The following is a 23,053-nucleotide window of genomic DNA, read 5'->3' on the forward strand; positions in this document are numbered from 1 at the left end:
CAGCCGACCCGGGCATCGGCGAGGTCGGCCAGCAGCGCCGCCCGCGCCGGCCCGTCGCCGTCCTGCTCGGCGATCTCGTGCACCCGCACCGCGGATACCGGTCCGCTCGCGGCGATCTGATCGGACCACCCGCCCGCCACCTCGGCACCGGCCGGGCCGAAGGCGATGATGCTCCACTGCCGACCGGACAGGTCTGCGTCCGGCCGGGTGACGGCGGTGGTCCAGGCGGGCACGCTGGTGAGCTCGAGGGCGGGTCCCATGAAACCTCCGGTGTACACCTGTAGTTGACTCGGTTGCCCTTCAGGAAACCAGGCTCGCGTTTCGCGGATGTGACCTGGCTGTCTCGTCTGTTTGACGTGTGCCCGAACCGGTCGCCGCCGACGGATACAGTCGGCGGATGCCCGCCCACATCACGGTGATCGGCGCCGGTATCGCCGGGTTGGCCACTGCCGTCGCGCTGCGCCGTGCCGGACACGACGTCACGGTGATCGAGCAACGCACCGACACGACGACCGGCGCGGGCATCAGCATCTGGCCCAACGCGCTGGCCGCCCTCGACGAGATCGGGCTGGGTGATGCCGTGCGGCGCGCAGGTGGCCGGGTAACCGGCGGCGCGATCCGCTGGCGGGACGGCACCTCGCTGCGCCGCCCGTCAGCGCAGCGAATCGTGGACGCCCTCGGCGAACCACTCGTGGTGGTGCGGCGCAGCGTGATGACCGACATCCTGCGCGGCGCGTTGCCCGCCCAGGCGGTGCGGACCGGGGTCAGCGCGACCGGGCTGACCATCGGCGAAGACTCGGTTCGGCTGACGCTGTCGGATTCGCGGAACTGCGAGGTGGACGCGGTGATCGGCGCCGACGGTGTCAACTCGATGGTGGCGCGCGTCCTCAACGGACCGCTGTCCAGCCGCTACGTGGGCTACACCGCTTGGCGTGGCGTGGCCGCCCATCGACTGGACCCGGCGCTGGCCGGCGAGACCATGGGGGCCGGGGCCGAGGTCGGGCATGTGCCGCTGGGGCCCGACCACACCTACTGGTTCGCCACCGAGAGGCTGCCCGAGGGTTTCTCCGCCCCCGGCGGTGACCACGCCTATCTCGCGCAGAAGCTGGCCTCCTGGGCCGACCCGATACCGCTGTTGATCGCCTCGACGGATGCCGCGGATCTGCTGCGCAACGATCTGTTCGATCGGGCCCAGCCCGAACGCTGGTCGCAAGGCGCTGCGGTGCTCGTCGGTGACGCCGCCCATCCGATGCGTCCCCACCTCGGGCAGGGTGGGTGCCAGGCACTCGAGGATGCGGCGATCCTCGCCCGGTTCATCACCCTGACCGACGACCTACCCACCGCGTTCGACCGGTTCTGCCGCTTCCGCAGGCGGCGGGTCCGTCCGCTGGTGCGGGAGTCGGCGACGATCGGCAGGATCGTGAACCTGCGTCCGTCGTTCCTCAGCGGCGCGGCCAGTCGGGCCACGGCGCTGATCCCCGAAAGGATGGTGACCGCCCACCTGGCCTCGATCGCGGCCCGGGCGGCGTATGTGCCGCCCACCGAGGCGGACGTCTCGGACTGAACGCAGTCGGCTCTCAGCGCGCCGAGCGCGGCGTCGTCAACGCGGTGCACATCTTGCGCAGGTCGAGCAGGCCACCGAAGACCGAGGTCGGCATGCCCGCGCACGCGTTCGCCTTCACGGGGACGGTGCGAGGGGCCGGAGAGGCAGGGGCGGTGGGCGCGTTGCCCCACACCTGAGCCGCCATTCCCTTGGCGCCGCACTTCGGCCAGGCCTTGATCCCCTGGGTCCGCAGGACGTTCTCGGCGACGCGGATCTGCTCGGACCGGGGCGCGGTCGCAGGGTTGCCCACACCGCCGTTGGAGGACCAGGTCGCCGGCTTGAACTGCAGCCCGCCGTAGTGGCCGTTGCCGGTGTTGATCGACCAGTTCCCGCCGGACTCGCACTGCGCGATCGCGTCCCAGTTGACGGAGTCGGCGTGCGCGGTAGCCGTGGAGCCGTCGAGTGTCATCGGGATGACAGCGAGCGCTCCGGAGATCGCGGTGGCCATCAGGCCTTTGGTGACAACCTTACGAATGTTCATCTCTGCGGTCCTTCCCCGACCGTTGTGACTCAAGGCCCGCAAGTGAAGTGGTGGCGCGTTCTCACGCTGCGGTTATCCGGTCTGTCGGGTGATGCACATCACCTGTTACGCAGGAGACGAAAGTTTTAGTAGTTGCTTATCTGACTTAAGAGACCCCTGAGAAGAAAGGGGCGGCGCCGGCGTCTGCCGGCACCGCCCCTTTCAGGTGCGTACGGGGGTCAGCCGCGTCCACCGCAGGTCGGCCATGCGCCGATGCCCTGCGTCTGCAGCACGTTCTCCGCCACCCGGATCTGCTCTTCACGGCTGGCGTGGTGGGGCGAACCTGAGCCACCGTTGGACTTCCAGGTGCCCATCGCGAACTGCAGGCCGCCGTAGTAGCCGTTACCGGTGTTGATCGACCAGTTGCCGCCCGACTCACATGCCGCCACGGCATCCCAGTTGACGCTGTCCGCATTGGCGGTACCGGTCGCCAGGACCATCGGCGCCACACTGAGCGCTCCGGCGATGGTGGCCAGACCAAACGTCTTGCGGATGTTCTTCAACTTCGATCCTTTCGCCAAGCGCGCGCCATCACCGCCCGCACAAGGGCGGGCACGGTGCCTGGAAGTCAGGCGGGGTTGTCGGGTCGCGCCGTCTCGGTCGGGCACGACAGGGGGGTGGCAGTCACCTCGCCGGAGTCTCGGACTCGGCGACCGGCGGAGGCTGATCGCCTCCCGCAGGCCCCACGCACGCAGGTTCGTGGTTTTGAATTATTTGCTCCGTAGAAGCTGTTTGGGACCGTACAAACCGTTTTGCGCAAAGTCATATCGACTGACGACGTGTCGCAGCCAGATAACGGAACGATCACAACCTCATTCTTCGGTTGTTCGTGCAGGTCAACTCGGGGTTTGTCGCCGGCGTAGAAACCGGCCCGATCCTGCGCGCACGTGAGTCAGATCACCAGCGTTTTGTGAGCTGGGACACCGTTTGGCTGCCGCGGATCGCGGTCACCTCAGTAGTGCTGACACAGAAGGACATCGCCCACGCGCCGGCGACGGATTTTCGGTTCGCTGTGCCGGGTGGCCGATGCGGCGGCCACCAGCGCGTTTCATTGCGCTGTGCCACAACCGATTCGGACCGGCAGCGGCCGGGGTTCATGCCCGGAACACCGACCGCTCCGAGCAGTGTTCCACTTGAGCGACAACATGATTCGCTGTACCACGGTGCCGAGCGCCCACCCCGGCGTCGGCAGGTGAGCCACTCCCTTTCGGTGGCGAGCAGACTTTCGGGTCGCCCGACGCCGGATTCGGTTCCCCCGATTCGTTTTCGTCGATTTCACCGATCAACACCGTTGCGGCACAAGTCGTTTTGGCGGCCTAGGTGCAGCAGTCACCGTAAACCGATTGACATCGGCCATTCGTCTATCACGAGAATAAAACGTGCGAATTCGGTGACGTCAATTCGAGAAGTTCGTGTGCAAATTCGATATCGCTTCCCACCGAATTTGCTAGACCAATCGCGGGGGCGTCACGGCGTCCAGATCGGCCATCGTGTTGACGTTCGTCAGGGCGGGCTGTTCGGGCATCACGATCCGTTGGGTGTCGACGGAGACCACAAGCGCGCGCATGCTTCGCTCCCCCGCGCCGACGAGTGCCTCGATGGTGGTGAACAGGGCGGTGCGATAGATACCGGCCAGGTAGTGGTCGCGGCCGTCCCACGGCAGCACCACATCGGCGCCCAGCCGTTCGGCCGGACCGGCCAGGGTGTTGATCAGCTCGGTGTTCAACTCGGGCATGTCCACCGCACAGACGAAGGCGTGCTCGAAACCGGCCTCCGCTGCGGCACGCAATCCCCGGCCGGCGGCCAGCAGCGGCCCCACCCCACGTACCTCGTCGCGAAGCAGGAGTGCGGGGAGTTCGGGCAACGCCTGACCGGGGGCGGCGATGACGTAGACCGGGGCACACCGCATGGCCACGATCGAGACCACCCGTTCGAGCAGCGTGGTCGGGCCGGCGGCTCCTTCGAACGGCAACGTGGCCTTGTCCCGACCCATCCGCCGGGAGGCACCACCTGCCAGCACCACGGCGGCCAACGGCAGCGACGACGTCACATCGGTGACGTTAGCGCACTGTGCCGACCGTCAGTCAGTCAACGGTCCAGGTGTCTTTGCCGCGCAGGAGCGACTGCAGCGCGGCCGTGTCGTGGGCCTTGGCGTCACGCGCCGCGGTCAGCTGCTGCCGGGCCGCGTCGTCGTAGGTCGGCTTGCTCACCTGACGGAAGACGCCCATCACCATGTGGTCGAGGTTCTGCTCGGACAGCCGCGACAATGCGAACGCATATGCCGGATCCTCGAGCTGTGCGTCGTGGACCACGATCTGGTCGGCGGACACATCAGCGGTCTTGGCGACCTCGAGACCGTAGCCCGACTTCACCACGCAGTACTCGCCGTCGGCCCCGAAGGTGATCGGCTCGCCGTGGCTGATGTTGATCAGCCGCTCCTCGGCGCCTTCCTTGCGCAGCGCGTCGAACGAGCCGTCGTTGAAGATCGGGCAGTCCTGCATGATCTCGACCAGCGCCGCGCCGCGGTGGGCGGCGGCACCGCGCAGCACCTCGGACAGCCCCTTGCGGTCGGAGTCCATGGCGCGGCCGACGAACGTCGCCTCGGCGCCCAGGGCCAGCGACACCGGGTTGAACGGGTAGTCCAGCGAGCCCATCGGGGTGGACTTGGTGACCTTGCCGACCTCGGAGGTGGGCGAGTACTGGCCCTTGGTCAACCCGTAGATCCGGTTGTTGAACAACAGGATCGTGATGTTGATGTTGCGTCGCAGCGCATGGATGAGGTGGTTGCCACCGATCGAGAGGGCATCGCCGTCACCGGTGACCACCCAGACCGACAGGTCTTCGCGGGCCAGCGCGAGTCCGGTCGCGATGGTCGGCGCCCGGCCGTGGATCGAGTGGAAACCATAGGTTTCCAGGTAGTAGGGAAAGCGACTCGAGCAGCCGATCCCGCTGACGAACGCGATGTTCTCGCGACGCAGACCCAGCTCGGGCAGGAAGTTGCGGATGGTGTTGAGGATGACGTAGTCACCGCAACCCGGGCACCAACGGACCTCCTGGTCGCTGGTGAAATCCTTGGACTTCTGCGGTTGGTCCGTCGTCGGCACCAGGCTGGTCTTGGACAGACCGCCGGTCGTCAATCCCAGATCGCTTCCTACCAGGTCAGTCATGCGTTCGCTCCCACACCAGTTGCGTCGTCGGCCACTGCGGCCGGGTCCTCGATGGTGGCCGCCGCCAGCCTGGCGAACTTCGCCTTCTCGAGTTCTTTCTCGCCCAGGGTTCCGTCGAGCGCGGCCTCGATGATGCCCTCGACCTCGTCGGCGAGAAACGCCATGCCCTCGACCTTGGTCACCGACTGGATGTCCACCAGATACTTGCCGCGCAGCAGCAGCGCCAGCTGCCCCAGGTTCATCTCCGGCAACACCACGGTGGAGTACTTCGCCAGCACGTCACCGACATTGGCCGGGAACGGGTTGAGGTTGCGCAGATGTGCCTGGGCGACGTTGATGCCCTTGCGCCGGGCGCGCCGGCAGGCCTCGCCGATGGGCCCGTAGCTGCTGCCCCAGCCGAGCATGAGCAGCTCGGCCTCGCCGCTGGGGTCATCGACCTCGAGGTCGGGGACCTTGATGCCAGCCACCTTCTCCTGACGCAGCCGGACCATCAGGTCGTGGTTCTTCGGCTCGTAGGAGATGTTGCCCGAACCGTTGGCCGCCTCGAGGCCACCGATTCGATGCTCCAGACCGGGTGTGCCGGGAACCGCGAACTGCCGGGCCAGGGTTTCAGGGTCCCGCGCGTAGGGCGCGAACGGCTCACCGGTCTTGGCGAAGGTGTGCACGATCGGCTCGTAGCTGGTCACATCGGGGATCCGCCACGGTTCGGAACCGTTGGCGATGGCGCCGTCCGACAGGATCATCACCGGGGTGTGATAGTGCACCGCGATGCGGGCGGCCTCCATGGCGACGTCGAAGCAATCCGACGGTGACCGCGGCGCCAGCACGGCCACCGGTGATTCACCGTTGCGTCCGAACAGCGCCTGGAGCAGGTCGGCCTGCTCGGTCTTGGTGGGCAGACCGGTCGACGGTCCGCCGCGCTGCACATCGATGACGATCAGGGGCAGCTCGGTCATCACGGCCAGCCCGATCGCCTCGGACTTCAGCGAGATGCCCGGCCCCGAGGTGCTGGTGACACCGAGCGCACCGCCGTAGGAGGCGCCGATGGCCGCACCGATACCGGCGATCTCGTCCTCGGCCTGGAACGTCAGGACGTTGAAGTTCTTGTGCTTGGACAGCTCGTGGAGGATGTCGGACGCCGGGGTGATCGGATAGGTGCCCAGCACCACCTGGATGTCGCTGAGATGGCCCGCGGCCACCAGCCCGTAGGCCAGCGCGGTGTTTCCCGAGATCTGCCGGTACTCGCCGGTCTTGAGCTTGGCCGGCGACACCTCGTAGGTGGTCGCGAAGGCTTCCGTGGTCTCACCGAAGTACCAGCCGGCCTTCAGCGCCAGCACGTTGGCCTCGGCGATGTCGGGCTTGCGGGCGAACTTCTCCCGGATGAACGACTCGCTGTGTTCGAGTTCGCGTCCGTACATCCACGACAGCAGGCCGAGCGCGAACATGTTCTTGGCGCGCTGGCCGTCCTTCTTGGTGGCGCCGATGGACTCCACCGCGCCCAGCGTCAGCGTGGTCATCGGGACGGCCTGCACCACGTAGTCGGACAGCTCGTCGGTCTCCAACGGATTGGCGCTATACCCGACCTTGGCCAGGTTGCGCTTGGTGAACTCGTCGGAGTTGGCGATGATCAGACCGCCATGGGGCAGGTCGGAGACGTTGGCCTTCAGCGCGGCCGGGTTCATCGCGACCAGGACGTCGGGGCGGTCCCCAGCGGTCAGGATGTCGTAATCGGCGATCTGGATCTGGAACGAGGAGACACCGGGCAGAGTGCCCTGGGGCGCACGGATCTCGGCCGGGTAATTCGGTTGCGTCGCAAGGTCGTTACCGAACAACGCAGCTTCCGACGTGAACCGGTCACCGGTGAGCTGCATGCCGTCGCCGGAGTCACCGGCGAAGCGGATGACGACCTTCTCGAGCTTCTGCCGCGGGGCGGGATTTGTCGCGGCGCCGTCGCCGTTGACTGTGCCGTTCTGACCCACGACCCTGCCTTTCGAAATCTAGTCAGGTTGCGCCGCTGCAAGTCGCAGAGCGGGCTGCGAACTCATGACGCACCGTCGAACACGTTGTACCCAAATGTTTCTGTCACCGGGAGTACCGATTATTGCACTTCTCTTAGGCTGGCCTGAACAGGGCACACCGGTTACCGGCACGTAAAGAAGCGTCGAAGTGCCAGTTCAGGCGCGTGAAGTCCGGTGACATGCGACAAGTTTGTGGTTTTCGTCACGTTTTCGAGAACGTCGTTCTCTAAGATTGTGGTTACTCGTCAGTAGCTGCCGGCTAGCAGCGTCGGGGTGCCGGAACGGCCTCAGCCGCGTCGAAGGACCCGACCTGACGCCGCTTCTCGAGCTCGCCGGCGACGAGGTCGCTCGCCAGTTCGGCCGCCCGGCGCGGATCCGATCCCGCTGCGCGGTTGGCCACGTAGCAGGCGGTGAACATGTCGCCGGCCCCCGTGGTCTGCACATCCAGCACCCGCCACGCAGCGGGAACGCGCGTGACGTCGCCGTCGGTGTAGATGTGGCAGCCCTCGGAGCCGTAGGTCACCACGATCTCGGGCACCCCGAGCCGCCTGGCCACCTCCGCATCGAAGGGACCGTCCGCGACGACGACGGCTTCGTCCTCCGCGAGCTTGAGGACGTCGAGGTGGTCCAGCAGGCCCGCGGGAAAGTGCCGGTCCTCTACCAGCGGTCCCAGTCGGTCGGCACGCACCAGCCCCTGTCCGTCGTAGGCGACCCTGTGGCCGCGGTCGGAGAGCAGCTTCAGGGTTTCTGCCGGGAAATCGGTGCGCAGCAGCGGGGCCAGGTGAACCCAGGTGGTATCGGGATTGGCGGCCTCGACCTCGGCCTCACCCCAGATCGGACCGATCGCGTCGACCGACATGTGGCGATGGTCGACGTCGTCGTAGTCCAGCCGGAAGGCGCTCGTCCGGTCAGAAGGCAGGACCCGGATCAGGCCACCGAACCGTTCGAGGAGCGCATCGAAGAGGGAATGGTCCTGCTCGGCGCCCATCGCGACGATCCGACCGGGCACGCCCGACGCCTCGAGGGCCACACCGGCAAAGGACGCGCAGCCACCGGGACTCCTGGGCGCACCGTTGATGACATCGATGGCCAGATTGCCCAGCACGGTCACACCGTTGATGAACTCTTGCGGCACCGATCGATTCCCTGATCTACGTCGTCGGCGCGTTTTCGACACCGTGGGGCGAGATGTTATCGGGGAATGCCCTGTTTCGGCGATTCTGCGGTCAGGCCGGCAGGTTGTGGGGGGTGATGACCTGGATGGGGACCGGCCGTGCCGACTCCGTCGGCAGAGCGCCGCGCTCCTGCAGGATCAGCCTCAGCGCGAACCTGGCATCGGCCCGCAGATCGTTGTGCAGCACCGCGGAGATGTGGCCGTCCCGCAGCAGTCGCCGGTTGTCGGCGTCGAGGTCGTGGGCGACGAACACCCGGCAGGGCCGGCCGATCCTCTCGAACGCCGCGACCGTCGCGACGTTTCCCCCGCCGACGGAGTACACAGCCTCCACCGCCGGGTGGCTCTCGAGCGCCTCGAGCACCAGACGCTCGTTGGTCGCGTCGATGCCGTCGCTGTCGCTGACCTCGACTATTCCCCGGCCGGAACCACGCAGCCCCGACCGGAACCCGACTTCGCGCTCGCCCTCGCCGCGGAACACCGTCTGGCTCAACGTGATGAGGACATCGGCCGGAGCCGGTCCCAGCCACTGGTTCACCAGGTACGCGGCGGTCAGCCCGGCGCCGTGGTTGTCGATGCCGACGTAGCCGCACCGCCAGCTCGCGGGCACGTCGGTCGCATAGGTCACCACCGGCACCCCGGCGTCCACCAGTCGGTCGATCGCCTCGGCCACCTCGGGTTGGTCCTGGGCCTTCAGCACCACCCCGTGACTGCCGCGCAGCCGCCGCAACGCGTCGACCATCTGTGCGGTCGAACCCGACTCCCACAGATGGAACCGGGCCCGCAGCATCGCCGGCGCGAACGCGGGCAGTTCGGCTTCCACCGCCGCGCGGAACGCATCGGAGAATCGCCGTGGGGTCTGCATGACGATGTCGATGAGGTACCGGCGCCCGTTGAGGCGCAGCTGCGCGCGCTGTTTGTCCAGGTCGGCGATGGCCTGGTGGACCTCTGCGACGGTGTTCTCGCGGACCCCGGGGCGGTTGTGCAGCACCCGGTCCACAGTCGCATCACTCAGACCGGCCTGTTGGGCGATCTCGCGGACCTTGTAGCGGTGCGACATTCCCTAACCCTCCTCCGCGAGCCCTTCCTCCGCGAGCAGACACAAACTCGTGGGTTTTTGCGCCGAATAGTGCGACTTTGTGTCTGCTCGCCCGAAATGTGTGAGGTGTTTTTGATGGATTTATGCGGTTGAATGCGGTGCCGATCACAGCAAGACTAGCTGCCATGGGAGCACCAGTGCGCACGACGCCGGCACCGTGGCTGAACGAGTCCGATTTCGGCCTGGACGCGTTCCGCGCCGAAGTAAACCGCGACACCGAGCTCGGCGACTATCCGCTCGCCGACGGGGTCCGCAGCAACGTCCTCGTCTACACGGCACAGTCCGTGGCGCGCAGCGACCGGCGGGCGCTGCAGTCCGAACTGATCCGGGCGCTCGCCGACGGCCCCGGGGTGGTCGTCTTCACCGGGGCGTTCGATGCCGCTGTCGTCGATCGCGCCAACGAAGCGTTCTTCGCCCTCATCGAGGCGCAACGCGTGGAGGGGGTGACCGCCGGCGATCACTTCGGCAAGCCGGGCGCCAACGACCGAATCTGGAACGCGGCCCAGAAGCTGGCGCTGCACAGCCCCGCGGTGTTCGCCGACTACTACGCCAACGACCTGCTCGCCGTGGTGTGCCAGGCGTGGCTGGGTCCGCGCTATCAGGTCACCTCGCAGGTCAACGTCGTCAACCCCGGCGGCGCAGCACAGGTGCCACACCGCGATTACCACCTCGGCTTCGTTCCCGAGGACCACCTCGCCGCCTACCCCGCGCATGTGCACCGCGCCTCACCGATGCTGACGCTGCAGGGCGCGGTCGCCCACTGCGACATGCCCTTGGACAGCGGGCCGACGATGCTGCTGCCACACTCCCAGCGGTTCGCCGGGGGGTACATCGCGTTCAACCGGCCTGAATTCGTCGACTTATTCGCCCTCCGCCACGTTCAACTCCCGCTGCAGAAGGGTGACGCGGTGTTCTTCAACCCGGCGCTCTATCACGGTGCGGGCAGCAACATCTCACCCGGAATCCGGCGCATCGCGAACCTGCTGCAGATCTCGTCGCCGTTCGGCCGGGCGATGGAGGCGCTGGACCGCGCCGCGATGGTGCGTGCCGTCTACCCGGCGCTGCGCGCAATGCAGACCGCTGGCCGGCCCTACCGCGAGGTGGAGAACGCCGTGGTCGCCACTGCGGAGGGTTACGCCTTCCCCACCAACCTGGACAGCGATCCACCGATCGGAAGCCTGGCACCTGCGAGTCAGGTGGACACCGTGCTGGGCGCGCTGGCCGACGACCTCACCCCGGAAGATCTCGCCCTCGCACTCGGCGACCAGAATGAACGGAGAATCCAATGACCACTCTCGGCCTCATCGGGCTCGGGCGGATCGGTGCGTTCCACGCCGAGACACTGACCAACCTGCCGGAAGTGTCCGGCCTTGTCATCACCGACGAACGGCTCGACGTCGTCAAGGAGGTGGCGGCGAAATACGGTGCCACCCCGGTCAACTCGGTCGAAGAGCTGCTGTCGTCGGGAATCGACGGCGTGGTCGTCGCAGCGGCCACGCCGGCGCACGCGGAGTTGACGCTGGCCGCCGTCGAACGCGGCCTGCCGACGTTCTGTGAGAAGCCGATCGCAGCCAGTGCCGCAGAGAGCGCCCGGGTGGCCGAGGTGATCGCCCGCTCGGGTGTGCCGGTTCAGGTGGGCTACCAGCGTCGGTTCGACACCGCGTTCGCCGCCGTCAAACGTGCGGTCGACGACGGCACGCTGGGCGCGCTGCACACCGTGCGCAGCACCACGATGGACCCCGCTCCCCCACCGATGGACTACATCAAGGGCTCCGGCGGCATCTTCCGCGACTGCGCGGTCCACGATTTCGACGTGGTGCGCTGGGTCACCGGGCAGAACGCCGTCGAGGTGTACGCCACCGGCAGTGTGCAGGGAGATCCGTTGTTCACCGAGTACGGCGACGTGGACACCGCCGCCATAGTGGTGCGTTTCGACGGCGGCGCGCTCGGAGTGGTGTCTGCGGCGCGGTACAACGGCCGCGGGTACGACTGCCGCCTCGAGGTCCACGGATTCGACGACACGGTGGTCGCAGGTTGGGATCAGGGCGCTCCGGTGCGCAACGGTGACCCGCGCTTCTCCTCCCCCGGCGACTTCCCGGCCGGGCCGCCGCACCACTTCTTCATGGACCGGTTCACCGAGGCGTTCCGCGCCGAGCTGAGCGGATTCGTCGAAGTCGTTCGCGGAGGGCCGAATCCGGGGGCCACGGTAGCCGATGCGGTCGAGGTGGCGTGGATCGCCGAGGCCGCCACGGAGTCGCTGCGCCGGGGTGTCCCGGTGCGCACCGAGGAGGTCAAAAAGTGAAAATCGCAGGTGCACCGATCTCATGGGGTGTGTGCGAGGTCCCCGGCTGGGGCCATCAGCTGACACCGGAGCGGGTGCTCACCGAGATGCGGGAGGTCGGCCTGTCGGCGACCGAGACGGGCCCCCAGGGCTTCCTGCCGTCACAGCCCGCGGAGTTGACGACGTTGCTGGGCGCCTACGGGCTCAGCTGTGTCGGATCGTTTGTCCCGGTGGTGCTGCACGACGCGGCACACGACCCGGCGACCGACATCGCCGGGCCGCTCGACTCGTTGGTGGCCTCTGACGCCGATGTCCTCGTGCTCGCCGCGGCGACGGGGTCGGACGGGTACGACTCGCGCCCGACGCTCGACGAGGCGCAGTGGTCCACGCTGTTGGGCAATCTGGACCGGTTGGCCGAAGCCGTCGCGGCGCGTGGCCTGACCGCGGTGCTGCATCCGCATATCGGCACGATGGTGGAGAACCGCGCCGAAGTACAACGCGTACTGGACGGTTCAGCGATCCAGCTGTGCCTGGACACCGGGCATCTGCTGATCGGCGGGACAGACCCGGTGCAGTTGGCGCGAGACGCGCCCGGCAGGATCTCACACGCCCACCTCAAGGACGTGAACGCAGCGATGGCCGCGCGGGTGCAAGCCGGTGAAATGACCTACACCGACGCCGTACGCGACGGCATCTACACCGCTTTGGGCAGCGGCGACGTCGACATCGCCGGACTTGTCACAGCGCTGCGCGCCAACGGCTACGACGGCTGGTTCGTCATGGAACAGGACACCATCCTCGCCGGGGAACCCACCGGAGAGGGCCCGATCGGCGACGTGCGAGCGAGTGTGGCCTATCTACAGGACGTGTGCCGCGCGGTGGAGGTGTGAGCGACGGCCCGGCAGCACGCCGACGCACCGGTGGCCTGCGGATCGGGGTGCTCGGTGCATCCCGGATCGCCGAGTCGGCTATCGTCGGGCCCGCCCGGGAACTCGGCCATCGGCTGGTCGCGGTCGCGTCGCGGGACCCGTTGCGAGCCAAGGTATTCGCTGATTCACACGGGGTGGAGCGGGTGCTGCCGTCGTATCAGGACGTGGTCGACGACCCCGAGGTCGACATCATCTACAACCCGTTGGCCAACGCCTTGCACGCACCCTGGAACCTGGCCTCGGTGGTGGCCGGAAAGCCGGTACTGACCGAGAAGCCGTTCGCCCGGAACCGCGAGCAGGCGCAGCGGGTGGCGGCGGCAGCCGAGGCGGCCGGGGTGCCGGTGCTGGAGGGCTTTCACTACCTGTTCCATCCGCTCACACGTCGCGTCTTCGACCTCGCCGACGACGGTTCGCTCGGTGAGCTCACCCGCGTCGAGGTCCGGATGGGGATGCCGGCGCCGCCACCCGAGGATCCGCGGTGGTCGCTGGAGCTTGCCGGTGGCGCCCTGATGGATCTCGGGTGTTACGGCCTGCACGTCATGCGCCGGTTCGGCACACCGACGGTTGTCGGCGCCACGGCAGGGCACTGCGGCCACGGCGGCCCCGATGTCGACGCATGGTGTGACGTGGAACTCGCACTGCCCGGTGGTGCCACCGGGCTGTCGGCCAACTCGATGCTGGCCGAAGAATACTCGTTCACCCTGCGGATCGTCGGGACTCGCGGGGATGTGCTGGCGCACAACTTCATCAAGCCGCAGGACGACGACAGGCTCACGATCACCACCCAGGCCGGGACGACCGTCGAGCACCTCGGCAGCCGAGCGACCTACACCTATCAGCTCGAAGCGTTCGCCGCCCACGTCGAGCACGGTGCCCCGTTACCGATCGACACCGCCGACGCCGTGGCCAACATGGCGCTCATAGACGACGCCTACCGGGCCGCGGGCCTGAGTCCGCGCTGAGCTTCAGGGCGGCGGCAGCAGCATCGTCTGCCACGTCCGGTCCCCCGACGCGCCGGGGGCCAGGTCCGCCTGGGTGTAGGTGCGGCCGTCGGGCCCAACGTAACTGCCGGTCGCGGGGTCGTATTCAACAGCGGCCAACGCCGGTTCCAGGCCGCCTCCCGGCGGAAGCTGCGGGACCGGCTGACCCGAGGTCGTCGCGTTCGGATCGCCCTTCCAGTTGAATCCGTCATTGAGCGGTACGTAGAATTCGTCGCTCTCACACATGGCGGCCGTCGGAGCACGCTTGGCGGGTTTAGTCACGCACGGGATATCGTGTGCGCCGCGAACATTGAGCGGTGAATCCTGTGGAACCCGGCAGTACGAATCGCCCGGTGGGCGCTCGGGCGCATCCTCGAAGACCGCCGAACGTTGCTGCTGGGCAGGCAGGAAGCCGGGGGTGCAGGGCGGCGGCAGGTTGATGTTCAGGTACTGACCCTTGTAGTCCTGCTTGGTGCCGAGGTTGGCCACCAGTCCCGCCTGCTCCGCCGACACGACCGCAGGGAACAGGACCAGGAGCTGTTCGATGTTCGCGTGGTGAGCGCTTCGAATCCCACCGTCGCCAACTGGTTGTATCCCTGCACCGCCACCAGGGCGCCCGTCGTCATGGTCAGGAAGCCCACGATCGCCACGGTGCCTCCGACCACGACGAGCGCTCCGCTACCGAGGCCCATCTGGGCGATCAACCGCAGCAGCTCGGTCCGGTAGTGCAGGACCGCGTCCGGAATCGCCGCCAGCGTCTCGGCGTAGAAGCGCATCTGGCCACCGATCCGGTTCCACCCCGTGGCGAAGTCGTCGACGGCGCTGTGCAGTCGTCCGTATGGCTTGCTCGGTGTGCTGGTGCTCATCCGGTCACCTCACGAGACCGTGAACTGGCTACCGACCGCGGTCACGATCACGTTGATGGCGAACAGCACCATGAAGGTGAAGACCACGGTCTCGTTGACGGCGTTGCCCACGCCGGCGGGGCCGCCCCCGACGTACACCCCCTTGTAACAGGCGATCCGACCGGCGGCCAGTCCGAAAAGGGATGCCTTGATCAGGGATACGATGACGTCTCCCGCACCAGTGAGCAGTGTCAAGCCCGAGATGAACGCTCCCGCAGACACATTCTGGATGTATACGCTGAAGAAGAACGCCCCGGCGAGTCCGACGATGATCACCGATGCGGACAGCGCGAGGGCCACGGTGGTGGCCGCCAGCACGCGCGGTACCACCAGTGCCTGGATCGGATTGATCCCCATCACCCGCAGCGCGTCGAGCTCGTCACGGATGGTGCGCGCCCCAGGTCAGCGCACATCGCCGTCGCACCCGCGTCGGAGACCACGAGCACGGTCACGATCGGCCCGATCTGGTTGACTGTCCCGATCGCGGCGCCGGTGCCGGAGAAGTCCGACGCGCCAAACTCATTGAGCAGGATGTTGAACGTGAAAACGAGAAGTACCGAATAGGGCATCGTCAGCATCAGTGCCGGTAGTACGGAGACTCTCGCCACGAACCAGGTCTGGATGACGTACTCGCGCCACGAGAACGGCCGTTGAAATATCAGCGTGAAGGTGTCCAGCGACATCGCGAAGAAGCCGCCGAGCGCGCGGAGGGGTTTGGTGGCTGGCAGCACGCGAAGGCCTCGATCGCCATAGACAGCATGACCTGAACGCTATCGATGCCGGGGACCCCGCACTGCTTCCAGAAGGACGTATATGGTCTCCCGTACGGGGCCATACAGGCGCGATCCGCTAACCCCGGGACGGGGGTTGGTGGGGTTCCGGGACCCCCTCGCCGTCCTACACGCGGCGGGTACGGCGCTCGTGCCAGCGTAGGCGCAGCATCAACAGGTTGCGGTGCGCACGCCAGCCCACCGACAGCGGGTCACGCCATACCGGAACGGCCGGCGACTCGAGATCCCGATCCATGCCCTCCATTGTGCCGCGACCGGCCGGGGTTGGCCTTTCGACGCTTCATACGTTGCCGTGTCGAGACCGTGAACGTTGGTCGGCGGTGCTATGAAGCGTGCAGGTCGTAGCGGCTCGCCAGCGAGGCCAGGGTGGATTCGATGCCCTCGGCGTTCTTCTTCTGCATGCCGAGCAACTCGATGACGAAGGGTAGCTTGGCGGTGGAGTAATCGAACGTCTCGGTCACCTTTGTGGTCGCGGGACTTACCTCGGCCAGCTCCCAGCGCCACCGGTGGCCGAGCGGATGTTGCCACTCGACGACCCGGTTCTCCTGCACCGCGGTGGCCATCGAGGTGATCTTGTACGGCAGGCCGTACTGCGTCATACCGACGGTGAACTTGTCACCTTCGGTGAGCCGGTCGGGACCCTTGACCTCGATGTCGCGCACTGTGCCGGACCCGTCGATCTCGGGATGGCGGTGGGGATCGACGATCATCGCGAAGATCTCCGCGATCGGCGCGCCGACCTGCACGCTGCGGCTGACGGACTTCGGCCCTGCGTCTTCAGTCTTCAGTGTTGAAGGGGTCATCACAGCGCTGTACCCGAAGGCCCTGCCGGCCAATCGCGACAGGGCCACTCGGAGAACCAACCCGCCTAGTTCTTGGCGCCCCGCAGCTCGTGGGACAGCGCCTCGAGCTCGTCACCGCCGGCCATCTGCTGCGTGAGGTGTTCGAGCGTGATCTCGTCGTAGGTGCAGTCGAGCTTCTGCCGGCCGCGGTTGAGCAGGACGAAGTGATCACCCACCAGGTGCGCATGGTGCGGGTTGTGGGTGATGAAGACCACGCCGAAGCCGGCTTCCTTGGCCGCGGTGATGTACTTCAGCACCACACCGGACTGCTTGACGCCCAACGCGGCCGTCGGCTCGTCGAGGATCAGCACCCGTGCCCCGAAGAACACGGCGCGTGCGATCGCCACACACTGCTTCTGACCGCCCGACAGTGAACCGATCGGCACGTCGACGTCGGGCAGGTCGATGCCCATCTTCGACAGTTCGGCCAGCGTCGTCGCCCGCATCGCATCGGCGTCCAACGAGAACGGGAACGACTTCTTGCGCAGCTCCTGGCCGAGGAAGAAGTTGCGCCACACCGGCATCAACGGTACGACGGCCAGGTTCTGGTACACCGTAGCGATGCCCTTCTCCAGCGCGTCCGCCGGTGAGCCGAACTTGATCGGTTCCCCGTCGACGAGCAGTTCACCGTCGGTCTGCTGATGCAGCCCTGAGATGATCTTGATCAGCGTGGACTTTCCCGCGCCGTTGTCACCGAGGATGCCGGTGACCTCGCCGGCGTGCACCCGCAGGCAGATGTCCTTGAGCGCGGTGATGTTGCCGTAGGACTTGCCGACGTCCTTCAGTTCGACGAGCGGCACCTTGCCGCCCGAAGGTGCGTCGCTGCTCGGCTTTTCGACTGTGGTGGTCATCAGGTCACCTCTTCGCTGCGTAGTTGCGGAAGGCATTGTTGGCGATCACCGCGAACAGCAGCATCGCGCCCAGGAAGAACTTGAACCAGTCGGGGTCCCAGCCCGCGTAGACGATGCCCTGGTTCGTCATCCCGAAGATGAACGCACCGATGGCGGCGCCGATCGCGGTGCCGTAGCCGCCGGTGAGCAGGCATCCACCGATGACCGCGGCGATGATGTAGAAGAACTCGTTGCCGATGCCCTGGCCGGACTGCACTGTGTTGAACGAGAACAGCAGGTGCATGCCGACGAACCAGGCACAGAACCCGACGAACATGAACAGCCCGATCTTGACCGCGGTGACCGGGACGCCAACGGCGCGTGCGCTTTCCTTGTCCCCCCCGACGGCGAAGATCCAGTTGCCGATCTTGGTCTTGAACAGCACCCAGGTGGCCACCGCGGTGAAGACCAGCCACCACACCACGGTGATGCGGATGCTCACCCCGAACACCGTGAACGACGAGGCGAACACCGCCCGTGCCGAATCCCAGCCCTGCATGTCGCTGACACTCTGGGTGGCCACCTGACCGGCGACCAACTTGGTGACGGCGAGGTTGATGCCCGCGAGCATGAAGAAGGTGCTCAATGTGATCAGGAAGCTCGGGATCTTGGTCTTCATCACCAGGAAGCCATTGAAGAAGCCGACCGCCAGCGCCAGGACCAGCGCCAATGCGGCGCCGGCCCAGAGGTTCAGGTGCAGGTTGTAGGCCAGCATCGACGCCGCCAGAGAGCTGAACGTCACGGCGACGCCGGTCGACAGGTCGAACTCGCCCCCGATCATCAGCACGGCGACACCGCAGGCCATGATGCCGATGGTGGAACTGGCGTACAGCACGGTGGCCAGCGAGGAGGCCTCGCGGAACGGCTCTGCCACGATCACGAAGAGCACGAAGATGCCGATCGCACCGATCGCTGCACCCACCTCGGGGCGGATCAGCAGGCGCTGCGCCCGGTTTCGTTCCTTGACACGTTCGTCTCTGGCCACCTTCTGAGGGGCCACGTCCATCTCTGACTGAGTGGTCATCAGCGCGTTCCGTTCTTCGCGTACTCGGCCACCGCGTCGATGTTGGTCTGATCGATGAACGCCGGGCCGGTCAGGGTGGGCTGGCCGCCACCGAGCACGTTGCCGTTGCTCAGGTACAGCCACAGGGAGTCCACGGCGAGATAGCCCTGCAGGTAAGGCTGCTGATCCACGGCCCACTGCACGTCGCCGGACTCGATGGCCCCGACCAACGCGGCGTTGGTGTCGAAGGTGCCGATCTTCGTTTCGCTGCCGGCCCTGGCGGCCGACTGCACCGCGGTGAGGGCGAACGGGGCACCAAGGGTGACGACGTAGTCGACGCTGGGGTCCTGTTGCAGCTTGGCGGTGATGGTCGATTCCACCGACGGCATGTCCTTGCCGTTGACGTTGAGGATCTCGGTCGCCGGGAAGGTGTCGCGCACCCCGGCGCAGCGGGCTTCGAGGTCCACGTGCCCCTGCTCTTGGATGACACACAGCGCCTTGGTCGCGCCCTCGGCGCGCAGTCGGTCACCGACCCCCTGGCCGGCGATGAAGCCGTCCTGACCGAAGTACTCCTTGACGCCCATCTCCTTCCAGGAGTCCATACCGGCGTTGAACGCCACGACCGGAATGCCCTTCTCCGCGGCAGCATTGACCGCTGCCTGCATGGCGTCGGGCTTGGCGAGTGTCACCGCGATGCCGTCGACCCCGCTGTCGATCGCGCTCTGGACCAGGTTGGCCTGGTTGGGCGCCTCTGGATCGTTGGAGTAGCGCAATTCGACATTGTCTTTCTGGGCGGCCGTCTCTGCGCCCTTGCGGACCAGGTCCCAGAACGAGTCACCGGGCACCTCGTGGGTGATCATAACGATGGTCATTCGGGGGGTGTCGACGGTGCCGCCACCAGAGCCGTTTCCGTCCCCCTCGGGTGCTCCTCCAGTGGACGAGCACGACACAATCCCCAGTGCCAGGGCGCCTGCCCCGGCGAATGCCGCGAGTCGCTTGAACGTCATTGCTTCTCCTTGTCTTCGAGACCGCCGCGACGCCCTCATCGACCCCCGCGGGCCTGTGCCGGGCGACACGCCTCCTAAATGATGTAATACGTCTCACACCTGAAAGTCAAGACTTTGTCCTGACATTAGGACTGCAAGTCATATGCGCTTCGGGTTTGTGCTGTTCAGAGACGCGGGATGGTTGAGCCACGTATCACCAGGGCCGGTTCGCATACGACGTCGACGACGTCCGCCGCATCGAGAGCGCCCTCCAGGCGCCCCACCAGCCTCTGCACCCCCGCGCCGGCCAGAGCGACACAGTCCTGGCGGATCGTCGTGAGGCTGATGTGGGTCAGCCCGGCCAACGGGCTGTCGTCGAAACCCATCACCGAGATCTGTTGCGGTACCGACACTCCCGACCGGATCAACACATCCATCACGCCGAGCGCGCAGCGGTCGTTGAAGGCGAAGACCGCCTCCGGGAGCTCGGCGGCCGCGAGCAGTGACGATGCCGCGTCGGCCCCCTCCTGCTCCGTCAGGCCGCCCGTCGCGATCAGTTCGGGCAGGCCCGCGGCCCGGACCGCTCGCCGGTAGCCGCGCAGTCGCTCGGCGGCGCCGGGCGCCCGCCCCCCGTCCAGGTAGACGATCCGGCGATGCCCCAGGCCCACCAGATGGTCCACCCCGAGGACGGCGCCGGCGACGTCGTCGCTGCGCACAGCGTCGACTCCGCGCATTCGGCGCGCCACGACCACCACCGGGATCTGCGCCGCGAGATCGGCGAGTTGGCGCGGCGAGATCTGCGGACCGATCACCACCAGGCCTTCGCATCGATCGTCGACCAGCGTCCGAACCGCCCGTGCTTCGTCGTGGTGCGGCGTGACGGCGCTGAGCACCACGTCGTATCCGAGCGCTTCGGTGGCGACGTAGAGGCTGTCGACGACATCGGCGTGGAATTCCTGCCCCGCGGCGAATGTCACCCCGATCAGCTTGGAGCGATGCCGACGCAACCGCTGGGCATGCGGGTCCGGGCGGTAGCCGATCTCGTCGGCCGCCTGTTTCACGCGCTCGCGGGTGCGCTCACTCGCGCCGACCGCGTCGCGCATCACTATCGACACCAATGCCCTTGAACACCCGGCACGTTGGGCCACGTCCTCGAGCGTCGGTCTGCGCGTCACGCGTCCAGCCTAGATCGTTCCAAAGTCGGCGTTGACGAATTCCGCCTTTAGCATCTACGTTACTAGAACGTTCTAGTTCAGTTCGTGCCAGATTCGGAGACGCTCATGTCCTCACCGTTGTCCTTCGGGCTCGTCGGTGCCGGGTGGATCGGCAGTTTTCACGCCGAGACGCTCGCCCAGCGGCTGCCCAACGCCCGCCTGGTGGCCGTTGCCGATCCGGTACCCGGCGCAGCAGAACGGCTTTCGCCCCCACGCAGCTACCAAGATCCGCTGGAGCTGCTCGCGGATCCGTCGATTGACGCAATCGTCATCTCGTCCCCCGCCGCCAGCCACGCCGACCTCGTCGTCGCCGCGGCACGCGCGGGCAAACACGTGTTCTGTGAGAAGCCGATGGCCCTCACGCTCGACGATGCCGACCGGGCCATCGAAGCCGTGAAGGCCGCCGGGGTGGCCTTGCAGGTCGGGTTCAACCGCCGCTTCGCGACCGACTTCGCAGCCGCCCACACTCGCATCGTGGACGGTGAGATCGGCACGCCCCAGATGCTGCGGTCTCTGACCCGCGATCCCGGCATCTCCGCCGAGGTGGCCGCGCGCGTCAAGCCGTGGACGATCTTCAACGAAACCCTGATCCACGATTTCGACACACTCTGCTGGCTGAACCCGGGCGCCCGCGTCACCGAGGTGTACGCCCAGGCCGCCGCGCTCATCCATCCGCAGTACGCCGACCAGGGTTTTCTCGACACCTCGGTGGTCCACATCAGGTTCGACAACGGCGCATTCGCGTTGGCAGAGGCCAGCTTCCAAGCCGTGTACGGCTACGACGTCCGCGGTGAGGTCTTCGGCTCCGACGGCGTTCTGCTGGCGGGGCGTGCACCCGAGCAGGCGGGTAGGGCAAATATCGAGCTGTTCCACGAGGCCTATGTGGCGCAGTTCGTCCACTTCGTCGACTGCGTCCAGGCGGGTATCGAACCGTCGGTCACCGGGGCCGATGCCCGTGTCGCCCTCGAAATCGCCTTGGCTGCAAGGGAATCAGTGGAGCGGCAGGCGCCGGTGCTGCTCAACGGAGTGCTGCGGTGAGCTTCCAGCTCGCCGTGTCGTCGGAGATGGTGTTCACCGATCTGCCGATCCTCGACCGCATCCGGCGTATCGACGAACTCGGCTTCGCCGTCGAGATCTGGAGTTGGCACGACAAAGACCTGCAGACGCTGGCCGCCACCGGTGCCACGTTCACGTCGATGACCGGTTACCTGCACGGCGATCTCGTCGACCCCGCCAGCGCCGATGAGGTGGTGCGCACCGCCGAACTGAGCATCAAGGCCGCCGAGACGCTCGGGGTGACACGGCTGAACCTGCACACCGCCGAGCTCGTCGACGGCCAGGCCGCCCGCCCCCGTCACCGCGCGACCGGTCAGATGTGGCTCACCGCGACACGCACGCTGCAGCGCATCGGCGACCTCGGCGCCGCGGCCGGCGTGACCTTCTGCGTGGAGAACCTCAACACCATCGTCGACCACCCCGGCGTGCCACTGGCCCGTGCCAAGGACACCCTCGCCCTCGTCGAGGGTGTCGCTCACCCGAACGTGAAGATGATGCTGGACCTTTACCACGCCCAGATCGGCGAGGGAAACCTGATCGAGTTGGTGCGCCGCTGCGGGGACGCCATCGGTGAGATCCAGGTGGCCGACGTCCCGGGACGTTGTGAGCCCGGCACCGGCGAGATCAACTACCCGGCGATCGCCGAGGCGCTGCGTTCCATGGGCTACACGGGCACCGTTGGACTGGAGGCGTGGGCGTCAGGCGACAGCGAGGCAGCACTGCAGTCCTTCCGCGCCGCCTTCTCCTGACCCGCCGGAACTGTATTCCAGCAGCAGATTTCCGCAAGAAAGGCGCCTGGAATACCGTTCCGGCGAAGGGGGCTAGCGGTCGACGAGCGTGGTGTCGAAGTAGTAGCGCGACGCCCGGTAGCAGTGATTGCCGAACTCGACCGCGGCTCCGGAGTCGTCGAACGCGGTGCGCGCCGTCGTCAACAGCGGCGCATTGAACTTTTCGTCGAGAAGCTGCGCCTCGGCACGGGTGGCACCGCGCGCCCCGATCCGCTGACTCGCCAACCGGATGTGTACGCCGCGGGCCCGCATCGACTGGTACAGCCCGTTGCTCTCGAGCTCTTCCGCATCGGGCGCGATCTCCACCGGCAGGTGATTGATCATCACGGCCAACGGTTCGCCGTTGGCGCAGCGCAGGCGCTGGATGCAGACCACCTCACGGTCCGCGGCGAGGTTGAGCTCCCGGGCAACCTCCTCGTCGGGCGGACCCACCCGGTACTCGAGCAATCGGGTGGTGGGCTCCTGGCCGGCGCGTGCCAGATCCTCGAAAAGGCTTGTCAGCTCCACCCGGCGGTGCACCGGGTTCTGGACGACCTGCGTGCCGACACCGCGCTTGCGCACCAGCATGCCCTTGTCAACGAGCTCCTGGATCGCCCGCCGCGTTGTCGGGCGTGACAGTGCCAACCGCTTCGCGAGGGCCAGCTCGTTTTCGAAGCGATCGCCCGGGGCGAGTTCGCCCTCGCGAATAGCGGTCTCGATCGCCTGGGCGAGCTGATAGTAGAGGGGAACAGGGCTTGACCTGTCGATCTCCACTGTCAGGGGCACGTCGGGCTCCGATCTCGAGTTATCCGTCAGGGTAGCTGCATCCTA

19 protein-coding genes and 6 pseudogenes are annotated in these 23,053 nt (G+C 66.8%); 7 read left to right on the forward strand and 18 right to left on the reverse strand.

Annotated features, from left to right (window positions below):
- Nucleotides 1–260: pseudogene (locus WA944_RS09960) on the reverse strand (dimethylamine monooxygenase subunit DmmA family protein); the annotation flags it as partial.
- Nucleotides 261–397: 137 nt separating this feature from the next.
- On the opposite strand from WA944_RS09960, the gene WA944_RS09965 reads away from it, so the two are divergent.
- Entirely contained in the window at nucleotides 398–1,564 is a 1,167-nt protein-coding gene (locus WA944_RS09965) for an FAD-dependent oxidoreductase (protein ID WP_526373865.1), read from the forward strand.
- Between the two features lie 184 nt (nucleotides 1,565–1,748).
- Here WA944_RS09965 and WA944_RS09970 read toward each other — a convergent pair.
- The 7 genes and pseudogenes from WA944_RS09970 to WA944_RS10000 all read right to left on the reverse strand — a co-directional run.
- Nucleotides 1,749–1,979, reverse strand: a pseudogene (locus WA944_RS09970) (transglycosylase family protein); the annotation flags it as partial.
- A 323-nt stretch (nucleotides 1,980–2,302) separates the two neighbouring features.
- A pseudogene (locus WA944_RS09975) lies at nucleotides 2,303–2,536 on the reverse strand (transglycosylase family protein); the annotation flags it as partial.
- A gap of 1,034 nt (nucleotides 2,537–3,570) precedes the next feature.
- Entirely contained in the window at nucleotides 3,571–4,173 is a 603-nt protein-coding gene (gene mobA / locus WA944_RS09980) for a molybdenum cofactor guanylyltransferase (protein WP_526373866.1), read from the reverse strand.
- A gap of 34 nt (nucleotides 4,174–4,207) precedes the next feature.
- On the reverse strand, nucleotides 4,208–5,290 hold the full coding sequence (locus WA944_RS09985) for a thiamine pyrophosphate-dependent enzyme (RefSeq protein WP_526373867.1): 1,083 nt from the start codon (nucleotides 5,288–5,290) through the stop codon (nucleotides 4,208–4,210).
- Nucleotides 5,287–7,269, reverse strand: a complete 1,983-nt coding sequence (locus WA944_RS09990; RefSeq protein WP_526610313.1) for a 2-oxoacid:acceptor oxidoreductase subunit alpha — start codon at nucleotides 7,267–7,269, stop codon at nucleotides 5,287–5,289. The genes WA944_RS09985 and WA944_RS09990 overlap by 4 nt, the downstream gene beginning before the upstream one ends.
- A gap of 298 nt (nucleotides 7,270–7,567) precedes the next feature.
- Nucleotides 7,568–8,419: a PfkB family carbohydrate kinase gene (locus WA944_RS09995; RefSeq protein ID WP_526646856.1), complete on the reverse strand. Its 852-nt coding sequence runs from the start codon at nucleotides 8,417–8,419 to the stop codon at nucleotides 7,568–7,570.
- Nucleotides 8,420–8,534: 115 nt separating this feature from the next.
- Nucleotides 8,535–9,539, reverse strand: a complete 1,005-nt coding sequence (locus WA944_RS10000; RefSeq protein ID WP_526610315.1) for a LacI family DNA-binding transcriptional regulator — start codon at nucleotides 9,537–9,539, stop codon at nucleotides 8,535–8,537.
- Between the two features lie 164 nt (nucleotides 9,540–9,703).
- Here WA944_RS10000 and WA944_RS10005 point away from each other — a divergent pair, with 164 nt between their 5' ends.
- The 4 genes from WA944_RS10005 to WA944_RS10020 are packed head-to-tail and all read left to right on the forward strand — an operon-like array spanning nucleotide 9,704 to nucleotide 13,750.
- Nucleotides 9,704–10,867: a phytanoyl-CoA dioxygenase family protein gene (locus WA944_RS10005; protein ID WP_526646849.1), complete on the forward strand. Its 1,164-nt coding sequence runs from the start codon at nucleotides 9,704–9,706 to the stop codon at nucleotides 10,865–10,867.
- Nucleotides 10,864–11,880, forward strand: a complete 1,017-nt coding sequence (locus WA944_RS10010; protein WP_526375508.1) for a Gfo/Idh/MocA family protein — start codon at nucleotides 10,864–10,866, stop codon at nucleotides 11,878–11,880. The genes WA944_RS10005 and WA944_RS10010 overlap by 4 nt, the downstream gene beginning before the upstream one ends.
- Nucleotides 11,877–12,749: a sugar phosphate isomerase/epimerase family protein gene (locus WA944_RS10015; protein ID WP_526375506.1), complete on the forward strand. Its 873-nt coding sequence runs from the start codon at nucleotides 11,877–11,879 to the stop codon at nucleotides 12,747–12,749. The genes WA944_RS10010 and WA944_RS10015 overlap by 4 nt, the downstream gene beginning before the upstream one ends.
- Nucleotides 12,746–13,750 carry a Gfo/Idh/MocA family protein gene (locus WA944_RS10020; protein WP_526375504.1) on the forward strand — a complete coding sequence of 335 codons (1,005 nt, stop codon included), beginning with the start codon at nucleotides 12,746–12,748 and terminating at the stop codon, nucleotides 13,748–13,750. The genes WA944_RS10015 and WA944_RS10020 overlap by 4 nt, the downstream gene beginning before the upstream one ends.
- A 3-nt stretch (nucleotides 13,751–13,753) precedes the next feature.
- On the opposite strand, the pseudogene WA944_RS10025 reads toward WA944_RS10020, so the two are convergent.
- The 9 genes and pseudogenes from WA944_RS10025 to WA944_RS10065 form a co-directional block, all read right to left on the reverse strand.
- Nucleotides 13,754–14,353: pseudogene (locus tag WA944_RS10025) on the reverse strand (MCE family protein); the annotation flags it as partial.
- Nucleotides 14,323–14,544, reverse strand: a pseudogene (locus WA944_RS10030) (ABC transporter permease); the annotation flags it as partial. The pseudogenes WA944_RS10025 and WA944_RS10030, both read right to left, overlap by 31 nt.
- Before the next feature lie 99 nt (nucleotides 14,545–14,643).
- Nucleotides 14,644–15,356 (reverse strand): annotated as a pseudogene (locus tag WA944_RS10035) (MlaE family ABC transporter permease).
- Between the two features lie 214 nt (nucleotides 15,357–15,570).
- The gene (locus tag WA944_RS10040) at nucleotides 15,571–15,699 is read right to left on the reverse strand and encodes a hypothetical protein (protein WP_526375502.1); all 129 of its coding nucleotides are present in this window, start codon (nucleotides 15,697–15,699) and stop codon (nucleotides 15,571–15,573) included.
- A gap of 88 nt (nucleotides 15,700–15,787) precedes the next feature.
- Nucleotides 15,788–16,267 (reverse strand): SRPBCC family protein, encoded by a 480-nt coding sequence (locus WA944_RS10045; RefSeq protein ID WP_526375500.1) that lies wholly within the window; start codon nucleotides 16,265–16,267, stop codon nucleotides 15,788–15,790.
- A gap of 65 nt (nucleotides 16,268–16,332) precedes the next feature.
- Entirely contained in the window at nucleotides 16,333–17,157 is an 825-nt protein-coding gene (locus WA944_RS10050; protein ID WP_526375498.1) for an ATP-binding cassette domain-containing protein, read from the reverse strand.
- 4 nt (nucleotides 17,158–17,161) lie between these two features.
- Entirely contained in the window at nucleotides 17,162–18,220 is a 1,059-nt protein-coding gene (locus tag WA944_RS10055; protein WP_526610323.1) for an ABC transporter permease, read from the reverse strand.
- On the reverse strand, nucleotides 18,220–19,206 hold the full coding sequence (locus tag WA944_RS10060; RefSeq protein WP_526610325.1) for a substrate-binding domain-containing protein: 987 nt from the start codon (nucleotides 19,204–19,206) through the stop codon (nucleotides 18,220–18,222). Before WA944_RS10060 ends, WA944_RS10055 begins: the two co-directional genes overlap by 1 nt.
- A gap of 164 nt (nucleotides 19,207–19,370) precedes the next feature.
- On the reverse strand, nucleotides 19,371–20,360 hold the full coding sequence (locus tag WA944_RS10065; protein WP_526610326.1) for a LacI family DNA-binding transcriptional regulator: 990 nt from the start codon (nucleotides 20,358–20,360) through the stop codon (nucleotides 19,371–19,373).
- A 105-nt stretch (nucleotides 20,361–20,465) separates the two neighbouring features.
- Between WA944_RS10065 and WA944_RS10070 the strand changes: the two genes are divergently transcribed.
- Nucleotides 20,466–21,437, forward strand: a complete 972-nt coding sequence (locus tag WA944_RS10070; protein ID WP_526646852.1) for a Gfo/Idh/MocA family oxidoreductase — start codon at nucleotides 20,466–20,468, stop codon at nucleotides 21,435–21,437.
- A complete protein-coding gene (locus WA944_RS10075) occupies nucleotides 21,434–22,204 on the forward strand; it encodes a TIM barrel protein (protein WP_526370472.1) in 771 nt (256 codons plus the stop codon). The genes WA944_RS10070 and WA944_RS10075 overlap by 4 nt, the downstream gene beginning before the upstream one ends.
- Before the next feature lie 72 nt (nucleotides 22,205–22,276).
- On the opposite strand, the gene WA944_RS10080 is transcribed toward WA944_RS10075, so the two are convergent.
- The gene (locus WA944_RS10080) at nucleotides 22,277–23,008 is read right to left on the reverse strand and encodes a GntR family transcriptional regulator (RefSeq protein WP_526370474.1); all 732 of its coding nucleotides are present in this window, start codon (nucleotides 23,006–23,008) and stop codon (nucleotides 22,277–22,279) included.
- Nucleotides 23,009–23,053 lie beyond the last annotated feature (45 nt).

The sequence above is a fragment of the Mycobacterium sp. genome (assembly GCF_049683355.1).
Lineage (GTDB): Bacteria > Actinomycetota > Actinomycetes > Mycobacteriales > Mycobacteriaceae > Mycobacterium.

Bases quoted from the DNA above. Each gene is read 5' to 3' on its own strand.
- WA944_RS09965 (WP_526373865.1), top strand. From the start codon at position 398: ATGCCCGCCCACATCACGGTGATCGGCGCCGGTATCGCCGGGTTGGCC.
- WA944_RS09985 (WP_526373867.1), bottom strand. From the start codon at position 5,290: ATGACTGACCTGGTAGGAAGCGATCTGGGATTGACGACCGGCGGTCTG.
- WA944_RS10000 (WP_526610315.1), bottom strand. From the start codon at position 9,539: ATGTCGCACCGCTACAAGGTCCGCGAGATCGCCCAACAGGCCGGTCTG.
- WA944_RS10005 (WP_526646849.1), top strand. From the start codon at position 9,704: ATGGGAGCACCAGTGCGCACGACGCCGGCACCGTGGCTGAACGAGTCC.
- WA944_RS10010 (WP_526375508.1), top strand. From the start codon at position 10,864: ATGACCACTCTCGGCCTCATCGGGCTCGGGCGGATCGGTGCGTTCCAC.
- WA944_RS10040 (WP_526375502.1), bottom strand. From the start codon at position 15,699: ATGGATCGGGATCTCGAGTCGCCGGCCGTTCCGGTATGGCGTGACCCG.
- WA944_RS10045 (WP_526375500.1), bottom strand. From the start codon at position 16,267: ATGACCCCTTCAACACTGAAGACTGAAGACGCAGGGCCGAAGTCCGTC.
- WA944_RS10050 (WP_526375498.1), bottom strand. From the start codon at position 17,157: ATGACCACCACAGTCGAAAAGCCGAGCAGCGACGCACCTTCGGGCGGC.
- WA944_RS10055 (WP_526610323.1), bottom strand. From the start codon at position 18,220: ATGACCACTCAGTCAGAGATGGACGTGGCCCCTCAGAAGGTGGCCAGA.
- WA944_RS10060 (WP_526610325.1), bottom strand. From the start codon at position 19,206: ATGACGTTCAAGCGACTCGCGGCATTCGCCGGGGCAGGCGCCCTGGCA.
- WA944_RS10070 (WP_526646852.1), top strand. From the start codon at position 20,466: ATGTCCTCACCGTTGTCCTTCGGGCTCGTCGGTGCCGGGTGGATCGGC.